We start from the raw sequence: 21885 nt of genomic DNA, 5'->3' as shown, positions 1-21885 counted from the left end.
CGCTTAGAAATTGCATGATATTTTATTAATTAAAAGGCTTGAATCATGATTTTTAACGAAATTTTTATCAAACGAAACTTTTTATTAACATTTCATAATTTATTATGTTCCTTGTACATTTTAAATTATCTCAACAATAACATTAGGTTTTTTATGGATAACAATCTAGCATTTTTATTTTACATAATTTCTTTTTTTGTGTGGTAATAATGACTAATTAATTTAACTTAATCATATGTAAGATAAATGTTTAACGCTTGTCAAATTACATTATCAATTTAATAACCGATGTTTAAATCGTGATCACACTCACTGTTCAAGCTAAATCTCTCCAAACATAATGTGTTGTAATTGTAATGGGCATGTGAAGGTCATATACTGCAAACGAGGTCTCTGGATTACCTTGTGGTAGGAGTACCCAGCGTTAATAAGTAACAACTTTTGCCAATATGTTATGGATTAATTTATCAGCTGAGTTGTACTTTGTTATCACGATCGCTGTTTGATTTCTGCTCCAGGTCCGGAGGTAGGAAAACAATAAAAAGCTGTGTGGGCAAAAATTGTGAAAAAACAAAGACCTATTAATCTTCAATTGCAGACAATTCATTTTCCTGTTACTGCAATCGCTTCGATTTTACATCGTGTCTCTGGCGTTATTACCTTTGTTGCGGTCGGTATTTTATTATGGCTGTTGGGATTATCGCTTTCTTCACTGGAAGGCTTTCAATATGCTACTGAAATTATGCATAGTTTTTTCATCAAATTCATTATTTGGGGTGTATTGACAGCACTGATATATCATATTTGTGGTGGCCTGCGTCATATGCTAATGGATTTTGGTTTTATCGGTGAGAGTTTGTTAGTCGGACGTATTTCAGCGATAGCTGCGTTTATTATTACCGCTATTTTGTCGATCTTAGCGGGGGTTTTTGTATGGTAGTTAACGCATCAACATTAGGCCGTACCGGTACACAAGATTGGCTGCTACTTCGTGCATCTGCGATTATTATTGTCCTTTATACGTTTTATATTGTCAGTTTTATTGTAACAACTGAGTTAAATTATGCTGTTTGGCGTGCGTTTTTTGCTTTTTCAATAACCAAGATTTTTACTATTTTAACGCTCATCTCCATATTGATACATGCCTGGATAGGTTTATGGCAAGTACTAACTGATTACATTAAGTCAATTGCATTGCGATTATTATTACAACTTTTTTTAATTGTTATATTAATGACTTATTTAATTTATGGAACAATAGTAGTGTGGGGAGCGTAAATGAAATTACCAGTAAGAGAGTTTGATGCAGTTGTTATTGGAGCTGGTGGCGCTGGGATGCGAGCAGCATTGCAAATTTCTCAGTTAGGTTTGTCATGTGCATTAATTTCTAAAGTTTTCCCAACACGTTCACACACCGTATCAGCCCAGGGTGGGATTACCGTTGCGTTAGGTAATACTCATGAAGATGATTGGCAATGGCATATGTATGATACCGTCAAAGGCTCTGATTATATCGGTGATCAAAATGCCATTGAATACATGTGCAAAACTGGGCCTGAGGCCATACTAGAACTTGAGCATATGGGGTTACCATTTTCACGTTTAGATGACGGTCGTATTTATCAACGTCCATTTGGTGGCCAATCAAAAAATTTTGGTGGTGAGCAAGCTGCTCGCACTGCCGCGGCAGCAGATAGAACTGGGCATGCCCTTTTGCATACCCTTTATCAACAGAATTTAAAAAACCATACCACCATTTTCTCCGAATGGTATTCATTGGATTTAGTTAAAAATCAGGATGGCGACATAGTCGGTTGTACCGCATTATGCATGGAATCTGGTGAGGTGGTTTATTTTAAAGCCAAAGCCACCATTTTGGCGACTGGAGGAGCCGGAAGAATTTATCAATCAACAACTAATGCGCATATTAATACCGGTGATGGTGTTGGCATGGCCGTCAGAGCAGATGTGCCATTGCAGGATATGGAAATGTGGCAATTTCATCCAACTGGAATTGCGGGTGCAGGTGTATTAGTGACAGAGGGATGTCGGGGAGAGGGAGGCTATTTACTTAACAAAGATGGCGAACGCTTTATGGAGCGTTATGCACCCAATGCGAAAGATTTAGCCGGCCGTGATGTTGTTGCTCGCTCAATTATGATAGAGATCCGTGAAGGTCGGGGATGTGATGGCCCCTGGGGACCCCATGTTAAATTAAAACTGGATCATTTAGGTAAAGAAGTGTTGGAGTCACGACTACCTGGTATTCTTGAATTATCCAGGACTTTTGCGCATGTTGATCCCGTTAAAGAACCTATTCCGGTTATTCCTACTTGCCATTATATGATGGGTGGGATCCCAACCAAAGTAACTGGTCAGGTGTTGACGATTGATGAAAAAGGTAAAGATGTTGTAATCCCGGGATTATTTGCTGTTGGTGAAATTGCGTGTGTTTCTGTTCATGGCGCCAACCGCTTGGGCGGCAATTCATTACTTGATTTAGTGGTATTCGGACGTTCTGCCGGGTTACATCTGAAAGAATCTTTACTGCAACAAGGTTCAATGCGTGATGCCAGTGAATCTGATATTGATGTGGCATTAATGCGTTTAAATCGCTGGGATAATACCCATAGTGGTGAAGATCCGGTAGAAATACGTAAAGCGTTACAAGCTTGTATGCAGCATAATTTTTCCGTTTTTCGTGAAGGTGATGCGATGGCTAAAGGTTTAGAAGAATTAAAAGTCATTCGTGAACGTTTAAAAAATGCCCGCTTAGATGATACTTCACGCGAATTTAATACTCAACGCATTGAATGTTTAGAGCTTGATAATTTGGTAGAAACAGCCTTTGCAACGGCAGAAGCAGCCAATTTCCGTACAGAAAGCCGGGGGGCACATAGTCGTTTTGACCACCCTGATCGTGATGACACAAATTGGTTATGTCATACTCTATATTTACCACAGTCTGGAACCATGACTCGCCGTGCCGTCAATATGCAACCTGAGTTACGTGATCCCTTCCCACCCAAAATACGTACTTATTAATGTAGGACGTTAATAGTGTTGCGGAGAAAGTAGATTATGAAAGTTGAATTTTCCATTTATCGTTACAATCCAGACGTCGATAATATGCCACGCATGCAAGACTACAGTTTGGACATTGCTGAAGGGCGTGACATGATGTTGCTGGATGCGTTAATCCAACTAAAAGAAAAAGATCCGACTTTAGCATTTCGCCGTTCTTGTCGTGAAGGCGTTTGTGGCTCTGATGGGTTAAATATGAACGGTAAAAATGGCTTGGCCTGTATTACACCATTGTCAGCTTTGTGTCGTAATAAAAGAAAGATTGTTATTCGTCCCTTGCCAGGCTTACCGGTTGTTCGTGACTTAGTAGTTGATATGGCTCAATTTTATACTCAGTATGAAAAAATACGTCCTTACCTTATTAATGATGGCAAGAATTCCCCGGCTCGTGAGTATTTACAAACTCCAGCACAACGAGAAAAATTGGATGGTTTATATGAGTGTATTCTTTGTGCTTGCTGTTCAACCTCATGTCCATCATTTTGGTGGAATCCTGATAAATTTATTGGCCCCGCCGGTTTATTAGCTGCTTATCGTTTTTTAATCGATAGTCGGGATACTGAAACCGAGACCCGATTGGATAATTTAAATGACGCGTTTAGTGTATTTCGCTGTCATAGTATTATGAATTGTGTCAGTGTTTGTCCAAAAGGTTTAAATCCGACTAAAGCTATTGGCCACATTAAATCGATGTTATTAAAGCGTAGTGCATAGTTTGGGCAAAATTTCCCGTAATAGAAATATTGCGGGAAATAAAAAATAGAAAACGATTATTTTAAATTGTTGTTAACTTTGTGTGGTAAATTATAGAAGGAACCTTTAAAAACCGGTTACGGTTTTTAAAGGTTCTTATAATAAGGGGAATTTAATAAATAGCCCCCTTTATTAATAATCGTGCATAGAACACGTTCAAAGAATCTTTATTGAAACCGTCTATATAAAAACGGTACTGTTAACTACGACGAAAACTAAAGCCTATAGGCTTAAGGGATCACAATGCACAACGGCGTAATGAAGGACTGGCTAGATTCAAGTTTTCTAGCTGGTGCAAATCAGTCTTATATCGAACAGCTTTATGAAGACTACTTAATTGACCCTAATTCCGTTAATGCAGACTGGCGAGACATTTTTGATAAACTACCAGGTGCAAGCTCCAACGGTGAATACTCCCATACTAAAACACGTGAATATTTTCGTTCATTGGCGAAAGATTCTACACGTTATCAAACTTCGGTTAGTGATCCGTCTTTGGATGCCAAGCAAGTTAAAGTCCTCCAATTAATAAACGCATTTCGTTTTAGAGGACATCAAAATGCAAATCTTGATCCATTAGAGCTATGGAAACAAGAAACTGTGCCTGATTTAGATCCTGCATTTCATGATTTAACTGATGCTGATTTTGAAAAAACGTTCAATGTTGGTTCTTTTGCTATTGGCCAGGAAACAATGAAATTAAGTGAGCTGTATACGGCACTGAAGCGTATTTATTGCGCTTCTATTGGTGCTGAATACATGCATATTACCAATACTGAAGAGAAACGTTGGATCCAACAGCGCCTAGAACTAGCCACGCCGGTTAGCGAACAATTTAGCAAACAAGAAAAAATCCGCTTCTTATCAGAGTTAACTGCTGCTGAGGGATTAGAGCGCTACTTGGGCGCAAAATTTCCTGGCGCAAAACGTTTTTCCCTAGAAGGAGGCGATTCACTCATTCCGATGCTAAAGGATTTGATCCGTCATGCAGGTCAACAGGATACGCGTGAAGTGGTATTGGGTATGGCGCACCGTGGGCGATTAAATGTTTTAGTTAACATTTTAGGTAAGCAACCAAAAGATCTGTTTGATGAATTTGCCGGTAAACATAAAGATCATTTAGGAACTGGTGATGTTAAATATCATCAGGGTTTTTCTTCTGATTTTAAAACAGAAGGCGCTTTGGTTCATTTAGCTTTAGCTTTTAATCCATCACATTTAGAAATAGTTAGTCCAGTAGTCATTGGTTCTGTCCGTGCACGTCGTGATCGTTTAGATGAAGGTCGTAGTAATATGGTACTGCCCATTACTATCCATGGTGATGCAGCGGTAACTGGCCAGGGAGTGGTTCAGGAAATGCTGAATATGTCTCAGGCTCGTGGTTTTGAGGTTGGTGGTACAGTGCGGGTTGTGGTTAATAATCAAATCGGTTTTACCACATCCAATCCTAAAGATGCACGTTCAACACAATATTGCACTGATATCATGAAAATGGTGCAAGCACCTATTTTTCATGTCAATGCCGATGATCCCGAAGCGGTTGCTTTTGTTACTCGACTGGCATTAGATTTTCGCAATAAGTTTAAACGCGATGTTGTCATTGATTTAGTTTGTTATCGTCGACATGGTCATAATGAGGCGGATGAGCCGAGTGCTACTCAGCCAATTATGTATCAAAAAATAAAAAAACATGCTACACCGCGTAAAATTTATGCCGATAAATTAATAGCGGAAAAGACAGTCACTAGCGATGAAGTAACTGAAATGGTTAATCTCTATCGTGATAAATTAGATCACGGTGATTGTGTCGTTGAAGAATGGCGTCCAATGGGAACTAACTATTCGGTCTGGAAACCTTATTTAAATCATGAATGGAGTGATGCTTACCCTGCCAAAGTTAAAAAGAAACGACTGCAAGATTTGGCTAAACGTTTAAGTACTATTCCGGCAGAGATTGTCATGCAGCCTCGGGTTGAAAAAATTTATAGTGATCGTCAGGTAATGGCGAGCGGTAAAAAACTACTCGATTGGGGAGCAGCAGAAACTTTAGCTTATGCAACATTAGTCGATGAAGGCATACAAGTTCGTTTATCCGGTGAAGATGCCGGTCGCGGTACGTTTTTTCATCGCCATGCAGTTATACATAATCAAACCAATGGTTCAGTGTATGTCCCTCTGGCTAATATACGTGAAAATCAAGGAATATTTGACGTATGGGACTCCGTTTTGTCTGAAGAAGCGGTACTTGCTTTTGAATATGGTTATGCTTCCGCAGAACCACGGGTCTTGACTATTTGGGAAGCTCAATTTGGTGATTTTGCCAATGTGGCGCAGGTGGTTATTGATCAGTTTATTAGTTCTGGTGAACAGAAATGGGGGCGCATGTGTGGATTAGTGATGTTGTTACCCCATGGTTATGAGGGCCAAGGTCCGGAGCACTCCTCTGCCCGTCTAGAGCGTTATTTACAATTATGTGCGGAACAAAATATGCAAGTCTGTGTTCCGTCTACTCCCGCTCAGGTTTATCACATGCTCCGTCGTCAGATACTTCGTAATATGCGGCGTCCATTGATTGTTATGTCACCCAAGTCATTACTGCGCCATCCTCTTGCGGTTTCTAGTTTGGAAGAGTTAGCAAATGGTGAATTCCAGCAAGTTATTAGTGAAGTTGATTCAATAGATGCGAAAAAAGTCAAACGAGTCGTTTTATGTTCAGGTAAAGTTTATTATGATCTACTTGAACAACGTCGTGAAAACAAACAAAAAAATCTGGCTATTATTCGTATTGAACAATTATATCCATTCCCCCATAAAGATTTAGAAACAGCGCTGGAACCTTATGCACATGTGCGTGATTTTGTTTGGTGTCAAGAGGAGCCTCTTAATCAGGGTGCATGGTATTGTAGTCAACATAATATCCGGGAAGCAATTCCAAAAGGTTCATTATTAAGTTATGCGGGGCGCCCTGCATCTGCTTCACCCGCCGTAGGTTACGCATCTGTTCATCAAGAACAGCAAAAAGCATTGGTTGATGATGCACTAAAAGTAAATAAATTAAAGGATAGAAAATGAGTAGCATAGAAATTCTTGTTCCTGATCTTCCTGAATCTGTTGCTGATGCTACAGTGGCAACTTGGCACAAGAAACCAGGTGATCAGGTAGAGCGCGATGAAGTGCTAGTGGAAATTGAAACGGATAAAGTTGTACTCGAAGTACCAGCAGCAGATTCAGGTGTATTGGAATCAATTTTGGAAGAAGAGGGAGCCACAGTTCTATCTAAACAACTATTAGGTCGCATAAAGCTTAGTGATAGTACGGGAATTCCGGCTGAGGTAAAAGAGACGACTGAGTCCGCACCAGCGAAACGTCAAACTGCTAGTCTTGAAGAAGAGAGTCATAATGTATTAACACCGGCTGTTCGTCGTTTAATTGCCGAGCATGATTTAAACTCGGCCAATATCAAAGGTAGCGGTGTAGGGGGGCGTATAACGCGTGATGATGTTGAGAAATATATTAAAAACCAATCAACAGCGAGCGAAAACAGATCGATTAAGCAGCAAAATGATGCATCTACAACGACATCATCAACATCTTCACATCGAAGTGAAAAACGTGTACCAATGACACGTTTACGTAAACGCATTGCAGAACGTTTACTGGAAGCGAAAAACAATACCGCCATGTTGACTACTTTTAATGAAGTCAATATGAAGCCAGTTTTTGATTTGCGGAAACATTATGGTGAAAGTTTTGAAAAACGGCATGGTGTGCGCTTAGGTTTTATGTCTTTCTATGTGAAAGCGGTTGTTGAAGCGTTAAAGCGTTATCCTGAAGTGAACGCCTCTATTGATGGTGAAGATGTGCTTTATCACAGTTATTTTGATATTAGCATTGCTGTCTCCACGCCGAGAGGTTTAGTTACACCAGTATTACGTGATGCAGATGCGCTGAGCATGGCAGAAATTGAAAAGCGTATTAAAGAGTTGGCAGTTAAGGGACGTGACGGCAAATTAACGGTTGAAGAATTGACTGGTGGAAACTTTACCATTACTAACGGTGGTGTTTTTGGCTCTTTAATGTCAACCCCGATTATTAATCCGCCGCAAAGTGCAATTTTAGGTATGCATGCTATTAAAGATAGGCCGATGGCTGTTGATGGTAAAATCGAAATCTTGCCAATGATGTATTTAGCGCTTTCTTATGATCACCGTTTAATTGATGGACGTGAGTCTGTTAGCTTTTTGGTGACAATAAAGGATATGTTGGAAGATCCAGCTCGTTTATTGTTAGACATCTAGATAACCAAATTAGAGTGAAGTTATTTACTCAGTCTGGAGTGTAAAGCTTGGTTAATTTTTTATTGACCAATGTTTAGATAAAAATAGATAGAGACTTGTTATGTCTCTGTCAGGCTAAATTATGGATAGAGCATCATGAACTTACACGAATATCAGGCAAAACAGCTGCTTGCGGATTATGGTTTGCCAGTACCGACCGGTTATGCTTGTAAAACAGTAAAAGAGGCAGAAGATGCCACGACAAAATTGGGTAATGGTCCTTGGGTGGCAAAGTGTCAGGTGCATGCGGGTGGCCGAGGTAAAGCGGGTGGTGTGAAAGTGGTTAATAATCGCGACGAAGTCCGGCTTTTTGCTGAAAATTGGTTAGGAAAACGCTTAGTAACTTACCAAACCGACGCCCATGGACAGCCTGTTAATCAAATTTTAGTAGAAGCAGCAACGGATATTGATAAAGAGCTTTATTTGGGGGCGGTAATAGATCGTGCCACTCGTCGGATTGTCTTTATGGCATCTACTGAAGGTGGGGTTGAAATTGAAAAAGTCGCAGAACAGACACCGGAACTTATTCATAAAGCCATTATTGACCCTTTAACTGGCCCTATGCCTTATCAAGCACGAGAGCTTGCTTTCAAGTTAGGGTTGAGCGGTAAACAAGTCGAGCAGTTTAGCAACCTATTTATCGGATTAGCGACAATTTTTCTCGCGCGTGATCTGGCGTTAATCGAGATTAATCCCCTGGTCATAACTAAGCAAGGGGATTTAATTTGTCTGGATGGCAAGCTTAGTGTGGATAGTAATGCACTCTATCGCCAAGCAGAATTACAGAAGCTGCGTGATATTTCTCAGGAAGATCCGCGTGAAGCTCATGCATCAGAATGGGAGTTAAACTATGTTGCTTTAGATGGCAATATTGGTTGTATGGTTAATGGGGCTGGTTTAGCCATGGGAACCATGGATATTGTCAAGTTGCATGGTGGCGCTCCGGCTAATTTTCTCGATGTCGGTGGTGGGGCAACGAAGGAACGTGTAACAGAAGCATTTAAAATTATCTTATCTGATGAAAATGTTAGCGCCGTTTTGGTTAATATTTTTGGTGGCATTGTTCGCTGCGATTTGATTGCTGATGGTATTATTGGCGCAGTTAAAGAAATTGGGGTAAAAGTCCCGGTCATTGTTCGTCTTGAAGGCAATAATGCTGAGCTAGGAGCGCAAAAGTTAGCGGATAGTGGCCTAAAGATCACGGCGGCAACCAGTTTGACCGATGCGGCAGAAAAAGCAGTAGCAGCAGCGGAGGCGAAATAAGTAATGTCTATTTTAATTGATAAAAATACTAAAGTTATCTGCCAAGGATTTACCGGTAGTCAAGGAACTTTTCACTCAGAGCAGGCGATTGCTTATGGGACAAAAATGGTCGGTGGTGTAACGCCAGGTAAAGGTGGTACAACTCATTTAGGCTTACCGGTTTTTAATACCGTACGTGAAGCGGTAAAAGCAACAGGCGCAACGGCATCGGTAATTTATGTTCCTGCGCGATTCTGTAAAGATTCGATCCTTGAAGCGATCAATAGTGGCATCAAACTGATTATTACCATTACAGAAGGGATCCCCACGTTAGATATGCTAATCGTGAAAGCAAAGTTAGATGAAACTGGGGTACGAATGATCGGGCCAAACTGTCCGGGTATTATTACACCGGGTGAATGTAAAATTGGTATCCAACCCGGACATATCCACAAAGCCGGTAAAGTCGGTATTGTATCACGCTCTGGCACGTTAACATATGAAGCCGTTAAGCAGACAACGGATGCAGGATTAGGCCAATCTACTTGTGTTGGTATTGGTGGTGATCCTATTCCTGGTTCAAATTTTATTGATATATTGAAACTATTCCAGGCAGATCCACAAACTGAAGCTATCGTTATGATTGGTGAAATTGGTGGTACAGCGGAGGAAGAAGCGGCCGCTTATATCAAACAACATATCACAAAACCAGTTGTTGCCTATATTGCTGGCGTAACAGCACCTAAAGGTAAGCGTATGGGCCATGCTGGCGCCATCATTGCTGGCGGTAAAGGTACTGCAGATGAGAAGTTTGCTGCTCTAGAAGCAGCAGGGGTAAAAACGGTTCGTAGTTTAGCCGAGATTGGTGCAGCCGTTAAGCAATTAGTGACGAGTAAATAACCTAATTCATACTATGATTAGTAAAAGCCACTATAGATAGTGGCTTTTTTGGCTATATAACTTATTGATGTATAAATGGATTTTTTAACATCATCCACATTTTATCCACTTTACGATTTACACCTCAAGATATTGACCCCTTATTTTAGGGTATATATGCCCTTCTGCTATAGCCTGAATTCTATTGTTTAGTTTTTATATAAAAAATCAGTCAAATAAATATTTATCAATTATATTTATGAGGCTTAAATCTCATAGAGCAGTAATCAAAAATAATTCAATTATATGCGGCTATCAAAACAGCCATAAAATAAAAAACGGTTAACATTTAATATCATAATTTTATTTTACTTTAATAAATATAAATTTATATTATTTTTAACATAAATATAATAATTTTTTAAATCTAACCATTTGTTACTTAAGTGAAATTTATTTATCATGATTTTTATTTTTTATTAAATAGGAAAGTATAAAATATTATGTGAACATAAAAATAAAGAATTTAAAAAGTTCTTTAATTAAATTTATTGCAAAAAAATTTTCTTTATTTTTTATTTCTGGAGGTTGTTATGAGTTCATCTAATATTTGGGATGATTTTTATCGCCTAACCCATTTGAGTATTGATTTTCCAAATTCGGTTAATAATAAAGCTGCAATTTATGGTAATGGTAGAAATCAAGTAGAGGTTATGGTTACTCTACGTATAGTAGATAAAAATCTTTCACCTATTTCATTAAGAGAAGAGGATATAAGAGAACATATTTTCCTTTGTGACTTTTTTTCGGGTAATGACCTGAAATCGGGCTGGAAAATATCCGACAAAGACAATGGATATAACAAAGTGATTGAATATATCCAAAGCGCCGATGCTTTGCATGAAAAAATTGAAGTCATGGATGACGGTTTTATCAGTATCCATAAGTTTGTTTCCTGTGACAGACAGGATAACGGGGCTGTTATTGCCGGTGGTGTTGACATTCCGGGTGTAGGTAAATTTAATACGTCTCAATTTGGCACATCGACTAAAAATGGCCCAAGTGGCAAAGATGGCAGTGAATTTAAAAACCCGAAAAATATTACTATTATTGCCAAAGAACCTATACGTTATAGTGATAAAAATAACATTATGATAGAAGCAGGACTATTGTCTGAGATAGCTGATTTAGATTGTCAAACATATAATACTAGTAGCGGTTCTTCTTCTATTAAAGGAAAAATAATGAATTCAATTATCAAAATTTTTCCTAGTAAAGAAACAGGAATGAATAATTTTTTTAAAGAACATACTATTACTTATAGACCGATAAAAAATTTGGATATAAGCCAGGAAATGAGTGTTTGGAAAACACCTCGTGTTTTTAAATGTTTTTCTATTTTTAGGGAGCCTCATTATCCTTGCGCAGTTATTGGAAAATATAAGGAAAATAGTTATCAGGTTAATTTATGGTATTCAATGAACGATATTATTGATATTGATGGTTTTTACATACTAAATAATAACGCTAGCAGTTATCCTACACAATATCTGTGTAATCCAAAAGTAAGAAAAGAATATATCGATGATAAAAGTGCTGCTGTTAACTTAATTTTATTTAAAAATACCATTCCGGTTAGCAGTAATATATATCAACAAGGCTGGAAAGATGTAATTAATAATCCTGTTATTAAGGTTGTTGACAGTTACGGTAATGAAGGAAATATCGAATTAACTTTCGACAACAAAGAGCATTTTGATGTACCGGCTATTGTTTAGTTTAAGTTAAGCTTTTCAACACAATAAAAAAACCTAATGATCAGGGCTTGGTTAAACGCGATAGCATCAGTCAGGCTATCTGTCTTGCAAAAATTCAGCATGCAACTACGCTGGTTTTTTTAGTTTACTGGCAATCGGTAGTGTATCGATATAGCGGCGTTCACTTTGCTGCTTACACTTTTAATGGGAATAAATTTACAAACTTTGCCCATTGAGCCGTTTTTTCATCGAGATAATGACGAGCAATGGTTGGTGGCAGGATATTGCAGATGAAGGTTTACTGTTTTCGCCGCGGCAGGGATAAAAACGGTTCGTAAGTTTAGCTGAAATTACTGCAGCCGATAAGCAATTAGTGACTAGTAAATAACCTGATTCATACTATGATTAGTAAAAGCCACTATAGATAGTGGCTTTTTTATCTTTAGGCTGTGAGAAATGTTGGTAAACTTAGTTTTTTAATAGCAAAAATGATGTTATACGGATTGAAAAGATCCTATTTCTGGTTTGTTAAGTAATGTTTTAGATCGTTGTTCCAAGCCATCTAACTGCTAAATTGTTAGCTTGAATTATTGCCTATTTTATTAACATGTACTGAACAATAAGTCGCTTTTTAATATATTGATAATTTTAATAAAAATTGATTTAAATCAAACGATAACATAGGTTTTATTTTCATTTTTCAATAAAATTGGCACAGATCAAATTTAGCTAGTATTCAAATGTAGCGGTATGTTGATTTAGTCGTAAAATTTCAATCTTAATCGTATTAAAGCTATTTATTATAAGTGTATATAAGAGTACTATTATTAAGATGTTTGTTATATTTTGATAAATTTTTTATCGTTATTTTAAGATGTATAAAGCTGGTAGTTATGAGGCTTTCATCTTTGCATTATGAAAGTCAGGTCGCCGCAAGTCGGTGTCTTCCTGCTAGGAGCAAGGAGTCAAGATGTTTGATATTGTCGAACTGTCCCGTTTACAGTTTGCCTTAACTGCAATGTATCATTTCCTGTTTGTGCCATTAACACTTGGTATGTCATTTTTACTAGCCATAATGGAAACGGTATATGTTATTTCAGGTAAACAGATATATAAAGATATGACCAAATTCTGGGGTAAGTTATTTGCTATTAACTTTGCCTTAGGTGTTGCAACCGGTTTGACCATGGAATTCCAATTCGGAACTAACTGGTCATACTATTCCCATTATGTTGGTGATATTTTTGGTGTGCCATTGGCAATTGAAGGATTAATGGCGTTCTTCCTGGAGTCAACATTTTTTGGTTTATTTCTTTTTGGCTGGGATCGTTTAAGTAAAACCCAACATTTAGCTAGTACATGGCTGGTTGCGCTGGGTTCTAATTTTTCTGCGCTATGGATCTTAGTTGCTAATGGTTGGATGCAAAACCCGATTGCTTCTGATTTTAACTTTGAAACTATGCGGATGGAAATACTCAGTTTTTCAGAATTAGTTTTAAATCCCGTGGCACAAGTTAAATTTGTTCATACCGTTGCCGCAGGTTATTGTACGGGTGCCATGTTCGTCTTAGGCATTAGTGCTTATTACTTACTCAGAGGTCGTGATCGACCCTTTGCTAAACGTTCTTTCGCGATAGCAGCAAGTTTTGGTATCGCCTCAGTATTGTCAGTTATAGTGTTGGGTGATGAGTCGGGCTATGAAATGGGTGATGTACAGAAGACCAAGTTAGCCGCTATTGAAGCTGAATGGGAAACCCAACCACCGCCGGCCTCATTTAATCTTATTGCTATACCTAATAGCGAAAAAATGAAAAACGAATTCGCAGTGGAAATTCCATGGTTAATGGGAATTATTACCACCCGTTCTATCGATACGCCGGTTTTAGGTTTAAAAGATTTAATGGCGCAACATGAAGTTCGTATCCGTAATGGTATAAAAGCCTATGCCCTGTTAAAACGATTACAGGCTGGTGATAACGATCCTGCTATACGAAAAGCATTCAATACAAATAAAAAAGATCTTGGTTATGGATTATTGTTAAAACGCTATACACCTAATGTTGTTGATGCCAGCGAAGAACATATTAAAGCGGCAGCCAAAGATAGTATTCCTAAAGTTGGACCGCTATTCTGGGCGTTTCGCATTATGGTCGCTTGTGGCTTCCTAATGTTACTTATTTTTGGCTTATCATTTTGGTCTGTTATTCGTAACCGTATTGGCGAAAAAAAATGGCTTTTGCGGTTAGCTATGTTTGGTATTCCGTTACCATGGATTGCCGTTGAATCCGGTTGGTTTGTTGCTGAATATGGCCGCCAACCGTGGGCAATTGGTGAAATTTTACCGACAGCGGTTGCGCATTCATCATTAAGCAGTGCAGATCTAATTTTTTCGATGGCGCTAATATGTGGTCTGTATACTTTGTTCTTGGTTATTGAATTGTTCTTAATGTTCAAATTTGCACGTAAAGGGCCGAGTAGCCTTAAAACAGGTCGTTATCATTATGAGCAACAAAATATTTCAGCCCAAGACGCTTAGTAAACAGGAGTCCATTCATGTTTGATTATGAAGTTCTAAGATTTATCTGGTGGCTACTGATTGGTGTGTTGCTGATCGGTTTTGCCGTGACTGATGGTTTTGATATGGGGGTTGGTATCTTATTACCCTTTATGGGAAAAACAGATACTGAACGTCGCATCATGATCAATTCAATTGCACCGCATTGGGATGGTAATCAGGTTTGGCTAGTGACTGCGGGTGGAGCCCTATTTGCGGCTTGGCCGATGGTTTATGCAGCAGCATTCTCCGGTTTTTATGTTGCCATGATATTAGTCTTGGCGTCACTATTTTTCAGACCAGTAGGGTTTGACTATCGTTCAAAGCTTGAGAACGCCAAATGGCGTAATATGTGGGATCGTGGCATATTTATTGGTAGCTTTGTTCCTCCGCTGATCATTGGTGTTGCTTTTGGCAATTTGTTACAGGGTGTTCCTTTTGCAGTCAATGACCAATTGTATTTGAATTATACTGGTTCTTTCTTGGGCTTACTCAATCCCTATGGTTTATTAGCGGGCATTATTTCTATAATGATGATAATTACCCAAGGCGCGACTTATCTTCAAATGCGCACGCTAGGTGAATTACATTTACGTTCACGTAATATCACTTATCTCACCGCTTTTTTAACCTTAATCACTTTTGCAGGTGCTGGCTTTTGGTTGATATATGGGATTGATGGTTATGCGATTAAAAGTAGCATTGATACCTATGCTGTTTCTAATCCGCTACATAAAGAAGTAGCAAGAGAAGCAGGGGCATGGTTGGTTAATTTTAATCATCATCCCAGCTTATGGGCATTACCTGTACTGGGCTTAATTTTTCCAATATTGACTATCTTAGGTACCAAACTTAATAAAGCCGGCTGGGCATTTTTATTTTCATCACTGACCATTGCATGTATCATTTTAACTTTCGGCATTAGTATGTTCCCATTCATTATGCCTTCCAGTATACAGCCTAATGCCAGTTTGACGATTTGGGATGCCACTTCAAGCTTATTTACATTACAAGTGATGACAGTTGTTGCTATCATTTTTGTGCCAATAATACTGGCATATACAATTTGGTGTTATTACAAAATGTTTGGTCGCATTGACAAAATGCATATTGAAAATAACAAGCATTCATTATATTAAGGAGCGAATAGCATGTGGTATTTTGCTTGGATTTTAGGAACGCTACTTGCTTGTAGTTTCGCTGTCATTGCAGCTCTGGCTATTGAGCAGGTTGAAGCTAATGCGGCTAACAAAGCTAACCATACTGGTGAATGATAATGGTAGATAAAATCTACAGATTAATGAATAAGGGTCCGTTTCGGATCCTTATTCTCTTTATGGCATTTGCCATGGCTTTTTGTGTTCTCTGGGATCCAACATTATTTGCCTCAAATACCAGTTCTCTTGCTACATGGCAGGGATTATTGCTAATTTGGGCAACCTGTAGTGGAATAATTTTTGGTATTGGGTTTTTACCTAAAAAAGCGTTTTGGCGTTATTTTTTTTATCCATTACCTGCTGTTTTGATTCTGGCTGGCGGATTATTTTATTTCTTGCGAGTGAGTTTCATTTTTTAAAATAAGTTTATATTTCACTATTTTTTTGTAACTTTATTTATAAATCATTCCAATAGATGATTCACTTAAGTATAGTGAGGGGTAATTTATTGATAGCAAGGGGAGTAAAAATATGCTGTTTTGCTGGCCTATCCGTGTTTATTACGAGGATACAGATGCGGGAGGTATAGTTTATCATGCACGTTATGCACATTTTTTCGAGCGTGCTAGAACGGAAATGTTGCGAGAAAAAGGATTTGAACAGCAGAAATTACGAGAAGAAAATTTAGCTTTTGTCGTACGTAAAATGACAATTGACTATTTATACCCCGCTAAATTGGATGATTTATTGACCGTTGAGACAAAAATTACCCATGTTCAACATACATCATTGACTTTTCTGCACCGATTAATTAATCAACAAAGAAAAGAAATTTGCACAGCAGAAATAATTATTGTTTCTATTGATACATCTAAAATGAAGCCTACCCGGCTTCCTGAGTCTATTGTCGCGGAGTTTAAGCAGTGACTGACATGAATATCTTAGATTTATTCCTTAAAGCGAGTTTTTTGGTTCAACTAATTATGTTGATCCTAATAGGATTCTCTATTGCTTCTTGGGCCATTATTATTCAACGAAGCAAAATTTTAAATGCAGCAACTCGAGAAACGGAAGCATTTGAGGATCGTTTTTGGTCTGGTATTGAGCTATCACGTCTCTATAAAGAATGTCAGGCTCGGCGTGATTCATTAACCGGTTCAGAACAGATTTTCTATTCTGGTTTTAAAGAATTTGCTCGTTTACGCCAAGCTAATCTTCATACCCCTGAAGCCGTGATGAACGGTGCCTCTAGAGCGATGCGAATATCAATGAATCGTGAGTTAGAATCATTGGAGGCACATATTCCCTTTTTAGGTACGGTAGGATCAATCAGTCCTTATATTGGATTATTTGGTACCGTTTGGGGAATTATGCATGCTTTCATCGCGTTAGGTTCGGTTAAACAGGCAACATTACAAATGGTTGCTCCGGGTATTGCTGAAGCATTAATTGCAACGGCAATCGGCTTGTTTGCCGCTATTCCAGCTGTAATGGCTTATAACCGACTAAATCAGCGAGTCAATAAACTGGAACAAAGTTATGACAATTTTATGGAAGAATTCTTAGCTATTTTGCATCGTCAAGCTTTTGCTTCTGAAAAGCAATAAATGCGGAGAACAGAGAGATGGCACGGACTCGACATAAACGTGAACTGAAATCTGAAATTAACATCGTTCCTTTATTGGATGTACTGTTAGTATTGTTATTGATCTTTATGGCAACGGCTCCGATTATTTCGCAAAGTGTGAAAGTAGAATTACCCGATGCGGCACAATCAGAAATTGTGTCAGGTAGTGATAATCCACCCATTATTATTGAAGTTTCTGGCGTAGGGCAATACAGTGTCATTATTGATGGTCATCGAGAAGAGCTTTTACCGCCAGAACAGATTGCGGCAATAACAAAAGCCGCATTGGTAAAAAATCCGCAGGCCATTTTTTTAATTGGCGGCGCTAAAGATGTACCTTATGAAGAAGTTATTAAAGCGCTAAATATACTTCATCAAGCTGGCATTAAATCGGTTGGCTTTATGACTCAGCCTATTTAATGTAATTGCATAATTACTGGTTTGGAAATCTGTTGTGGGAAAGACAAAAGAGCAAAAAAATAAACTGAGTCGCTCTGTCGTACTCTCTATAATACTTCACGTTTTACTATTTAGTTTTATTATTTTGGGTTCATTGAATGAAATTATTAAACTTGGTGGTGGCGGTCAAGGTGGTGAAGTAGTTGATGCTATTATGGTTGATCCCGGTGCCGTAATAGAACAGTATAACCAACTGCAACGGCAGCAAACTAGTGCCAAACAAGCCGATGCTGAGCGTAAGAAACGTCTGCAACAACAAGAAGAAGAACTACAAAAACAGCAGGAAGAACAACAAAAACGCTTAAAAATGGTTGAAGAGGAGCGTATTAAAATAGAACGAGAGGCCGAGCAACAACGCAAACAAGCAGAAGAAGCGGCTAAAAATGCCAAAGAACAGCAGAAAATTGCTGAAGAGGCTGCCGCTAAAGCTAAAGCAGAACAAGAACGGCTACTAAAAGAGCAGGCAGAGGCAAAAGCAAAAGCAGAAGCGCAAGCTAAAAAAGAAGCTGAAATAGCCAAGGTTAAAGCCCAAGCAGAGGCCAAAGAAAAAGCTGAAAAAGCCGCTAAGGCGCTAGCTGCCAAGAAAAAAGCCGATGCAGCCAAACAGGCTGCTGCGGTTGAAGATCTGCTTGGTGGATTAACTGCTCAACAGCCTACTCAGCAAACCGGAGGTGCAGCGGCGGCGGGTGAAGGAGGAAATAGAAAAAGTGGAGCATCCAGTTCAGACGTGGCTAATTATCAGAGCAAGATCCAAGCCGCGATTCAGAGCAAATTTTATAATGCTGATATTTATCGTGGCAAAACATGCGAATTAAGCATAAAACTTGCTCCTGACGGCATGTTAATTAGTATTGCAGCTAAAAGTAGCGCAGCAAATGATCAATCACTCTGCGACGCAGCGATACGTGCAGCCAAGACAGCGATAATGCCTAAACCGCCTAGTCGTAGTATTTATGATGCATTTAATGAACAGGGAAGTACTTTAGTCTTCAAACCTTAGTAAATGAGTGTTATGAATAGCATAAGGTTAGGAAAATTAACAAAAGTTTTTCAGTTATCTGGTTTTGTGTATTCACCTTTGTTAATATTTAAGCTAATTATTACGGACGTGAATACGTGATAAGGGAGAAAAAATGAAGCAGGCATTTAAATTATTATTAGGTTTTCTAATACTATGGGCGGCATATGCTCAGGCAGAAATTCGTATTGAAATTACTCAAGGTATCAATACTGCACAGCCTATTGCTATTGTACCTTTTAAATGGACCGGAACGGGTACTTTACCCGACAATGTAGGACAAATTGTTGCGGCTGATTTACGAAATAGCGGTAAATTTAATCCTATTGATCCCAGCCATATGCCTCAACAACCAACCACCGCATCGGAAGTCACCCCCAATGTTTGGACGGCATTAGGCATTAATGCGGTTGTTGTTGGCCAGGTACAACCTGCTGCTGATGGTCAGTATATTATTAGTTATCAATTGGTTGATGTGGTGAATTCTCCTGGCGCCGTATTAACGCAAAATCAATTGAAAGTGGCGGCAAAATGGTTACGCTATGCGGCACATACTATTAGTGACGAAGTGTTTGCCAAATTAACCGGTATCCGCGGTGCATTTCGTACCCGTATCGCTTATGTAGTGAAAACCAATGGTGGAAAGTTTCCTTATGAATTAAGGGTATCCGATTATGATGGCTATAATCAATTTACTGTCCACCGCTCGCCCGAACCCCTTATGTCTCCAGCCTGGTCAGCTGATGGTGAAAAATTAGCTTATGTAACTTTTGAAAGCGGTAGTTCTGCGTTGGTTATACAAACGTTAGCAACGGGTGAAGTCCGCCAAATTGCGTCTTTCCCGCGGCATAATGGCGCACCTACCTTTTCCCCTGATGGAACCAAGCTGGCTTTTGTTCTGTCAAAAAGCGGCAGTTTAAATCTGTATGTAATGGATTTGGCCAGTGGTCAAACTCGCCAGATAACAGATGGTCGCAGTAACAATACTGAACCAAATTGGATGCCAGATAATCAGACACTTATTTATACTTCTGATCAAGCTGGGCGTCCACAGATATACAAACTGAATATTAATGGTGGTGTGCCAGAGCGTATTACTTGGGAAGGCAAACAAAACCAGGATGCAAGCGTCAGCCCTGACGGTAAGTTTATGGTAATGGTCAATTCGAGTGATGGTAAACAGCACATTGCTAAACAGGATCTGGCAACGGGTAACGTTGAATATTTGACGGATACGTTTCTAGATGAAACGCCGAGTATTGCACCTAATGGTACTATGGTAATTTATAGCTCCTCACAAGGGTTAGGGACTGTATTACAATTGGTATCAACGGATGGGCGTTTCAAAGCGCGTCTGCCGGCGACTGATGGACAGGTTAAATTTCCTGCCTGGTCACCGTATTTGTGATGCATAATAATAAGTATGTAATAACTATTAAAGGATCGAACAAGATGCAATTGAATAAAGTGCTTAAAGGGCTAATGTTAGCGTTACCTATGCTAGCCGTTGCAGCATGTAGCTCAAAAAAAGGCAATGACAAGACAGGTACTGAAAACAATGTAGCAGATAGTAACGCTAGCTTGTCTGCGGAGCAATTAGCTCATCAGCAGATGCAAGAATTGCAAAGTAACAACATTGTTTACTTTGGTTTCGATAAGTACGATGTCACCCCAGAATATGCACAACTGTTGGATCAACATGCAACTTTCCTGCGTGGTAACCCTTCAGTTAAGATTACTGTTGAAGGACATGCAGATGAAAAGGGTACACCAGAGTATAATATTGCACTTGGTGAGCGTCGTGCTAATGCGGTAAAAATGTATTTGCAGAGCAAGGGCGTCAACGGTGAGCAAATTGCTATCGTGTCTTATGGTAAGGAAAAACCGGCTGTACTAGGTCACGACGAATCAGCATATGCTAAAAATCGTCGTGCGGTACTGGCATATTAAGAGTATTACATGAACAGTAACTTCAGACATCTTTATTTGACTCTGTCGTTATTGGTTGGCGTAGCGGCTCCAGCAGTCGCTATTGCCCAAGCGCCAATCATTAATGTCGGCTCAGGCTCTACCAGTGATCGTCTTCTTCAAATTGAGACTGCGGTTAATTCTCAAGGGCAATTATTATATCAAATTCAGCAGCAGTTATCGGATGCGCAGCGGGACATTGATAGCTTACGTGGCCAAATTCAAGAAAACCAATATCAATTAAGTCAAGTTATTGAGCGACAAAAAGATCTTTATATGCAGTTGGACTCATTGACCACAGGTGCAAATAAGGTGAAGGCTAATGCTGACAGTAATAATAGCAGTAATGCTGTTACTACAGCTAAACCAGCGAGTGAAAAGGCTGACTATGATACGGCAGTTGCACTTGCTATTAAGAGTAAATCTAAACAGCAAATTGCGCAGGCAATTAGTTCTTTTCAGCATTTTATCAAAACTTACCCTAAATCTAATCTTCAGCCCAATGCTAATTATTGGCTTGGACAGTTAAATTATAATCAGGGAAATAAAGATGATGCGGCTTTTTATTTTGCTACCGTTGTTAAAAACTACCCTAATTCACCTAAAGGGGCAGAATCCCTTTATAAAGTAGGGTTATTGATGCAAGAAAAAGGGCAAAGTGATAAAGCACGTGTTGTTTATCAACAAGTGATTAAAGCGTATCCTGGCAGTCCGAGTGCGCAATTGGCAGAAAAAAAATTAGCATCACTCTAATGAATAACCCCGAAGTGTATACTGCTGTTTATTTCGGGGATAATTGTGTGATTAATAAGCATTTAAATTCATTCAGTAAAAAAACAATTGCACCCTTAGTAAAAATAAGTAATATACACCGCCATCACCTCAGGTAACTTCAGATGGGTCGTTAGCTCAGTCGGTAGAGCAGTTGACTTTTAATCAATTGGTCACAGGTTCGAATCCTGTACGACCCACCATCTAAAGATCGCTTATTACTTTTCAAAGAAACTAAAATAATATATTGCAATAAGAGTACAGGATGAGAAGCTGTGC

At 38.9% G+C, this 21885-nt stretch carries 20 protein-coding genes and 1 tRNA gene; all 21 read left to right on the top strand.

Going from position 1 to position 21885, the window contains the following annotated elements:
- Positions 1 to 547 precede the first annotated feature (547 nt).
- The 21 genes from sdhC (at position 548) to G468_RS0108420 (ending at position 21809) form a co-directional block, all read left to right on the top strand.
- Positions 548 to 940 carry a succinate dehydrogenase cytochrome b556 subunit gene (gene sdhC / locus G468_RS0108520; RefSeq protein WP_034249586.1) on the top strand — a complete coding sequence of 131 codons (393 nt, stop codon included), beginning with the start codon at positions 548 to 550 and terminating at the stop codon, positions 938 to 940.
- Complete coding sequence (gene sdhD, locus G468_RS0108515) at positions 934 to 1278, top strand: succinate dehydrogenase, hydrophobic membrane anchor protein (RefSeq protein ID WP_026822772.1); 345 nt, start codon at positions 934 to 936, stop codon at positions 1276 to 1278. The genes sdhC and sdhD overlap by 7 nt, the downstream gene beginning before the upstream one ends.
- A complete protein-coding gene (gene sdhA, locus G468_RS0108510) occupies positions 1279 to 3045 on the top strand; it encodes a succinate dehydrogenase flavoprotein subunit (RefSeq protein WP_026822771.1) in 1767 nt (588 codons plus the stop codon). It begins immediately after the preceding gene.
- Positions 3046 to 3081: 36 nt separating this feature from the next.
- Positions 3082 to 3798, top strand: a complete 717-nt coding sequence (locus G468_RS0108505) for a succinate dehydrogenase iron-sulfur subunit (protein ID WP_034249585.1) — start codon at positions 3082 to 3084, stop codon at positions 3796 to 3798.
- 282 nt (positions 3799 to 4080) lie between these two features.
- On the top strand, positions 4081 to 6909 hold the full coding sequence (gene sucA / locus G468_RS0108500) for a 2-oxoglutarate dehydrogenase E1 component (RefSeq protein WP_026822769.1): 2829 nt from the start codon (positions 4081 to 4083) through the stop codon (positions 6907 to 6909).
- Positions 6906 to 8135, top strand: coding sequence for a 2-oxoglutarate dehydrogenase complex dihydrolipoyllysine-residue succinyltransferase (odhB, locus tag G468_RS0108495; RefSeq protein ID WP_026822768.1), 1230 nt, complete (start codon positions 6906 to 6908; stop codon positions 8133 to 8135). The genes sucA and odhB overlap by 4 nt, the downstream gene beginning before the upstream one ends.
- A gap of 135 nt (positions 8136 to 8270) precedes the next feature.
- Positions 8271 to 9437 (top strand): ADP-forming succinate--CoA ligase subunit beta, encoded by a 1167-nt coding sequence (gene sucC / locus G468_RS0108490; RefSeq protein ID WP_026822767.1) that lies wholly within the window; start codon positions 8271 to 8273, stop codon positions 9435 to 9437.
- A gap of 3 nt (positions 9438 to 9440) precedes the next feature.
- A complete protein-coding gene (gene sucD / locus G468_RS0108485; RefSeq protein WP_026822766.1) occupies positions 9441 to 10316 on the top strand; it encodes a succinate--CoA ligase subunit alpha in 876 nt (291 codons plus the stop codon).
- Between the two features lie 572 nt (positions 10317 to 10888).
- A complete protein-coding gene (locus tag G468_RS22400) occupies positions 10889 to 12073 on the top strand; it encodes a hypothetical protein (RefSeq protein WP_051297003.1) in 1185 nt (394 codons plus the stop codon).
- A gap of 949 nt (positions 12074 to 13022) precedes the next feature.
- Entirely contained in the window at positions 13023 to 14588 is a 1566-nt protein-coding gene (gene cydA, locus G468_RS0108475; protein WP_026822765.1) for a cytochrome ubiquinol oxidase subunit I, read from the top strand.
- A 17-nt stretch (positions 14589 to 14605) separates the two neighbouring features.
- Positions 14606 to 15745, top strand: coding sequence for a cytochrome d ubiquinol oxidase subunit II (gene cydB / locus G468_RS0108470; protein ID WP_026822764.1), 1140 nt, complete (start codon positions 14606 to 14608; stop codon positions 15743 to 15745).
- Positions 15746 to 15757: 12 nt separating this feature from the next.
- Entirely contained in the window at positions 15758 to 15880 is a 123-nt protein-coding gene (gene cydX, locus G468_RS22880; RefSeq protein ID WP_071846865.1) for a cytochrome bd-I oxidase subunit CydX, read from the top strand.
- Between the two features lie 2 nt (positions 15881 to 15882).
- The gene (ybgE, locus tag G468_RS0108460) at positions 15883 to 16182 is read left to right on the top strand and encodes a cyd operon protein YbgE (protein ID WP_034249582.1); all 300 of its coding nucleotides are present in this window, start codon (positions 15883 to 15885) and stop codon (positions 16180 to 16182) included.
- 112 nt (positions 16183 to 16294) lie between these two features.
- Complete coding sequence (gene ybgC / locus G468_RS0108455) at positions 16295 to 16690, top strand: tol-pal system-associated acyl-CoA thioesterase (RefSeq protein ID WP_026822762.1); 396 nt, start codon at positions 16295 to 16297, stop codon at positions 16688 to 16690.
- Positions 16687 to 17370, top strand: coding sequence for a Tol-Pal system protein TolQ (gene tolQ, locus G468_RS0108450; RefSeq protein WP_026822761.1), 684 nt, complete (start codon positions 16687 to 16689; stop codon positions 17368 to 17370). Before ybgC ends, tolQ begins: the two co-directional genes overlap by 4 nt.
- Before the next feature lie 17 nt (positions 17371 to 17387).
- A complete protein-coding gene (gene tolR / locus G468_RS0108445; RefSeq protein ID WP_026822760.1) occupies positions 17388 to 17810 on the top strand; it encodes a colicin uptake protein TolR in 423 nt (140 codons plus the stop codon).
- 34 nt (positions 17811 to 17844) lie between these two features.
- Entirely contained in the window at positions 17845 to 18849 is a 1005-nt protein-coding gene (tolA, locus tag G468_RS0108440) for a cell envelope integrity protein TolA (protein WP_026822759.1), read from the top strand.
- Between the two features lie 133 nt (positions 18850 to 18982).
- The gene (tolB, locus tag G468_RS0108435) at positions 18983 to 20275 is read left to right on the top strand and encodes a Tol-Pal system beta propeller repeat protein TolB (protein ID WP_026822758.1); all 1293 of its coding nucleotides are present in this window, start codon (positions 18983 to 18985) and stop codon (positions 20273 to 20275) included.
- A gap of 44 nt (positions 20276 to 20319) precedes the next feature.
- Positions 20320 to 20817, top strand: a complete 498-nt coding sequence (gene pal / locus G468_RS0108430) for a peptidoglycan-associated lipoprotein Pal (RefSeq protein WP_026822757.1) — start codon at positions 20320 to 20322, stop codon at positions 20815 to 20817.
- A gap of 9 nt (positions 20818 to 20826) precedes the next feature.
- Positions 20827 to 21588 carry a tol-pal system protein YbgF gene (gene ybgF / locus G468_RS0108425; RefSeq protein WP_026822756.1) on the top strand — a complete coding sequence of 254 codons (762 nt, stop codon included), beginning with the start codon at positions 20827 to 20829 and terminating at the stop codon, positions 21586 to 21588.
- Between the two features lie 145 nt (positions 21589 to 21733).
- Positions 21734 to 21809: transfer RNA gene (locus G468_RS0108420), tRNA-Lys, on the top strand.
- Positions 21810 to 21885 lie beyond the last annotated feature (76 nt).

Source organism: Arsenophonus nasoniae DSM 15247, from assembly GCF_000429565.1.
Taxonomy (GTDB): Bacteria; Pseudomonadota; Gammaproteobacteria; order Enterobacterales; family Enterobacteriaceae; genus Arsenophonus; species Arsenophonus nasoniae.
Note: the sequence above shows the minus strand (reverse complement) of the source record. Positions and strands in the feature narration are given on the sequence as shown.

Coding starts and splice junctions, on each gene's coding strand:
- sdhA (WP_026822771.1), top strand. CDS start 1,279: ATGAAATTACCAGTAAGAGAGTTTGATGCAGTTGTTATTGGAGCTGGT.
- sdhD (WP_026822772.1), top strand. CDS start 934: ATGGTAGTTAACGCATCAACATTAGGCCGTACCGGTACACAAGATTGG.
- ybgE (WP_034249582.1), top strand. CDS start 15,883: ATGGTAGATAAAATCTACAGATTAATGAATAAGGGTCCGTTTCGGATC.
- tolR (WP_026822760.1), top strand. CDS start 17,388: ATGGCACGGACTCGACATAAACGTGAACTGAAATCTGAAATTAACATC.
- ybgC (WP_026822762.1), top strand. CDS start 16,295: ATGCTGTTTTGCTGGCCTATCCGTGTTTATTACGAGGATACAGATGCG.
- pal (WP_026822757.1), top strand. CDS start 20,320: ATGCAATTGAATAAAGTGCTTAAAGGGCTAATGTTAGCGTTACCTATG.
- sucD (WP_026822766.1), top strand. CDS start 9,441: ATGTCTATTTTAATTGATAAAAATACTAAAGTTATCTGCCAAGGATTT.
- odhB (WP_026822768.1), top strand. CDS start 6,906: ATGAGTAGCATAGAAATTCTTGTTCCTGATCTTCCTGAATCTGTTGCT.
- sucA (WP_026822769.1), top strand. CDS start 4,081: ATGCACAACGGCGTAATGAAGGACTGGCTAGATTCAAGTTTTCTAGCT.
- G468_RS0108505 (WP_034249585.1), top strand. CDS start 3,082: ATGAAAGTTGAATTTTCCATTTATCGTTACAATCCAGACGTCGATAAT.
- tolB (WP_026822758.1), top strand. CDS start 18,983: ATGAAGCAGGCATTTAAATTATTATTAGGTTTTCTAATACTATGGGCG.
- cydA (WP_026822765.1), top strand. CDS start 13,023: ATGTTTGATATTGTCGAACTGTCCCGTTTACAGTTTGCCTTAACTGCA.
- G468_RS22400 (WP_051297003.1), top strand. CDS start 10,889: ATGAGTTCATCTAATATTTGGGATGATTTTTATCGCCTAACCCATTTG.
- cydB (WP_026822764.1), top strand. CDS start 14,606: ATGTTTGATTATGAAGTTCTAAGATTTATCTGGTGGCTACTGATTGGT.
- cydX (WP_071846865.1), top strand. CDS start 15,758: ATGTGGTATTTTGCTTGGATTTTAGGAACGCTACTTGCTTGTAGTTTC.
- sucC (WP_026822767.1), top strand. CDS start 8,271: ATGAACTTACACGAATATCAGGCAAAACAGCTGCTTGCGGATTATGGT.
- ybgF (WP_026822756.1), top strand. CDS start 20,827: ATGAACAGTAACTTCAGACATCTTTATTTGACTCTGTCGTTATTGGTT.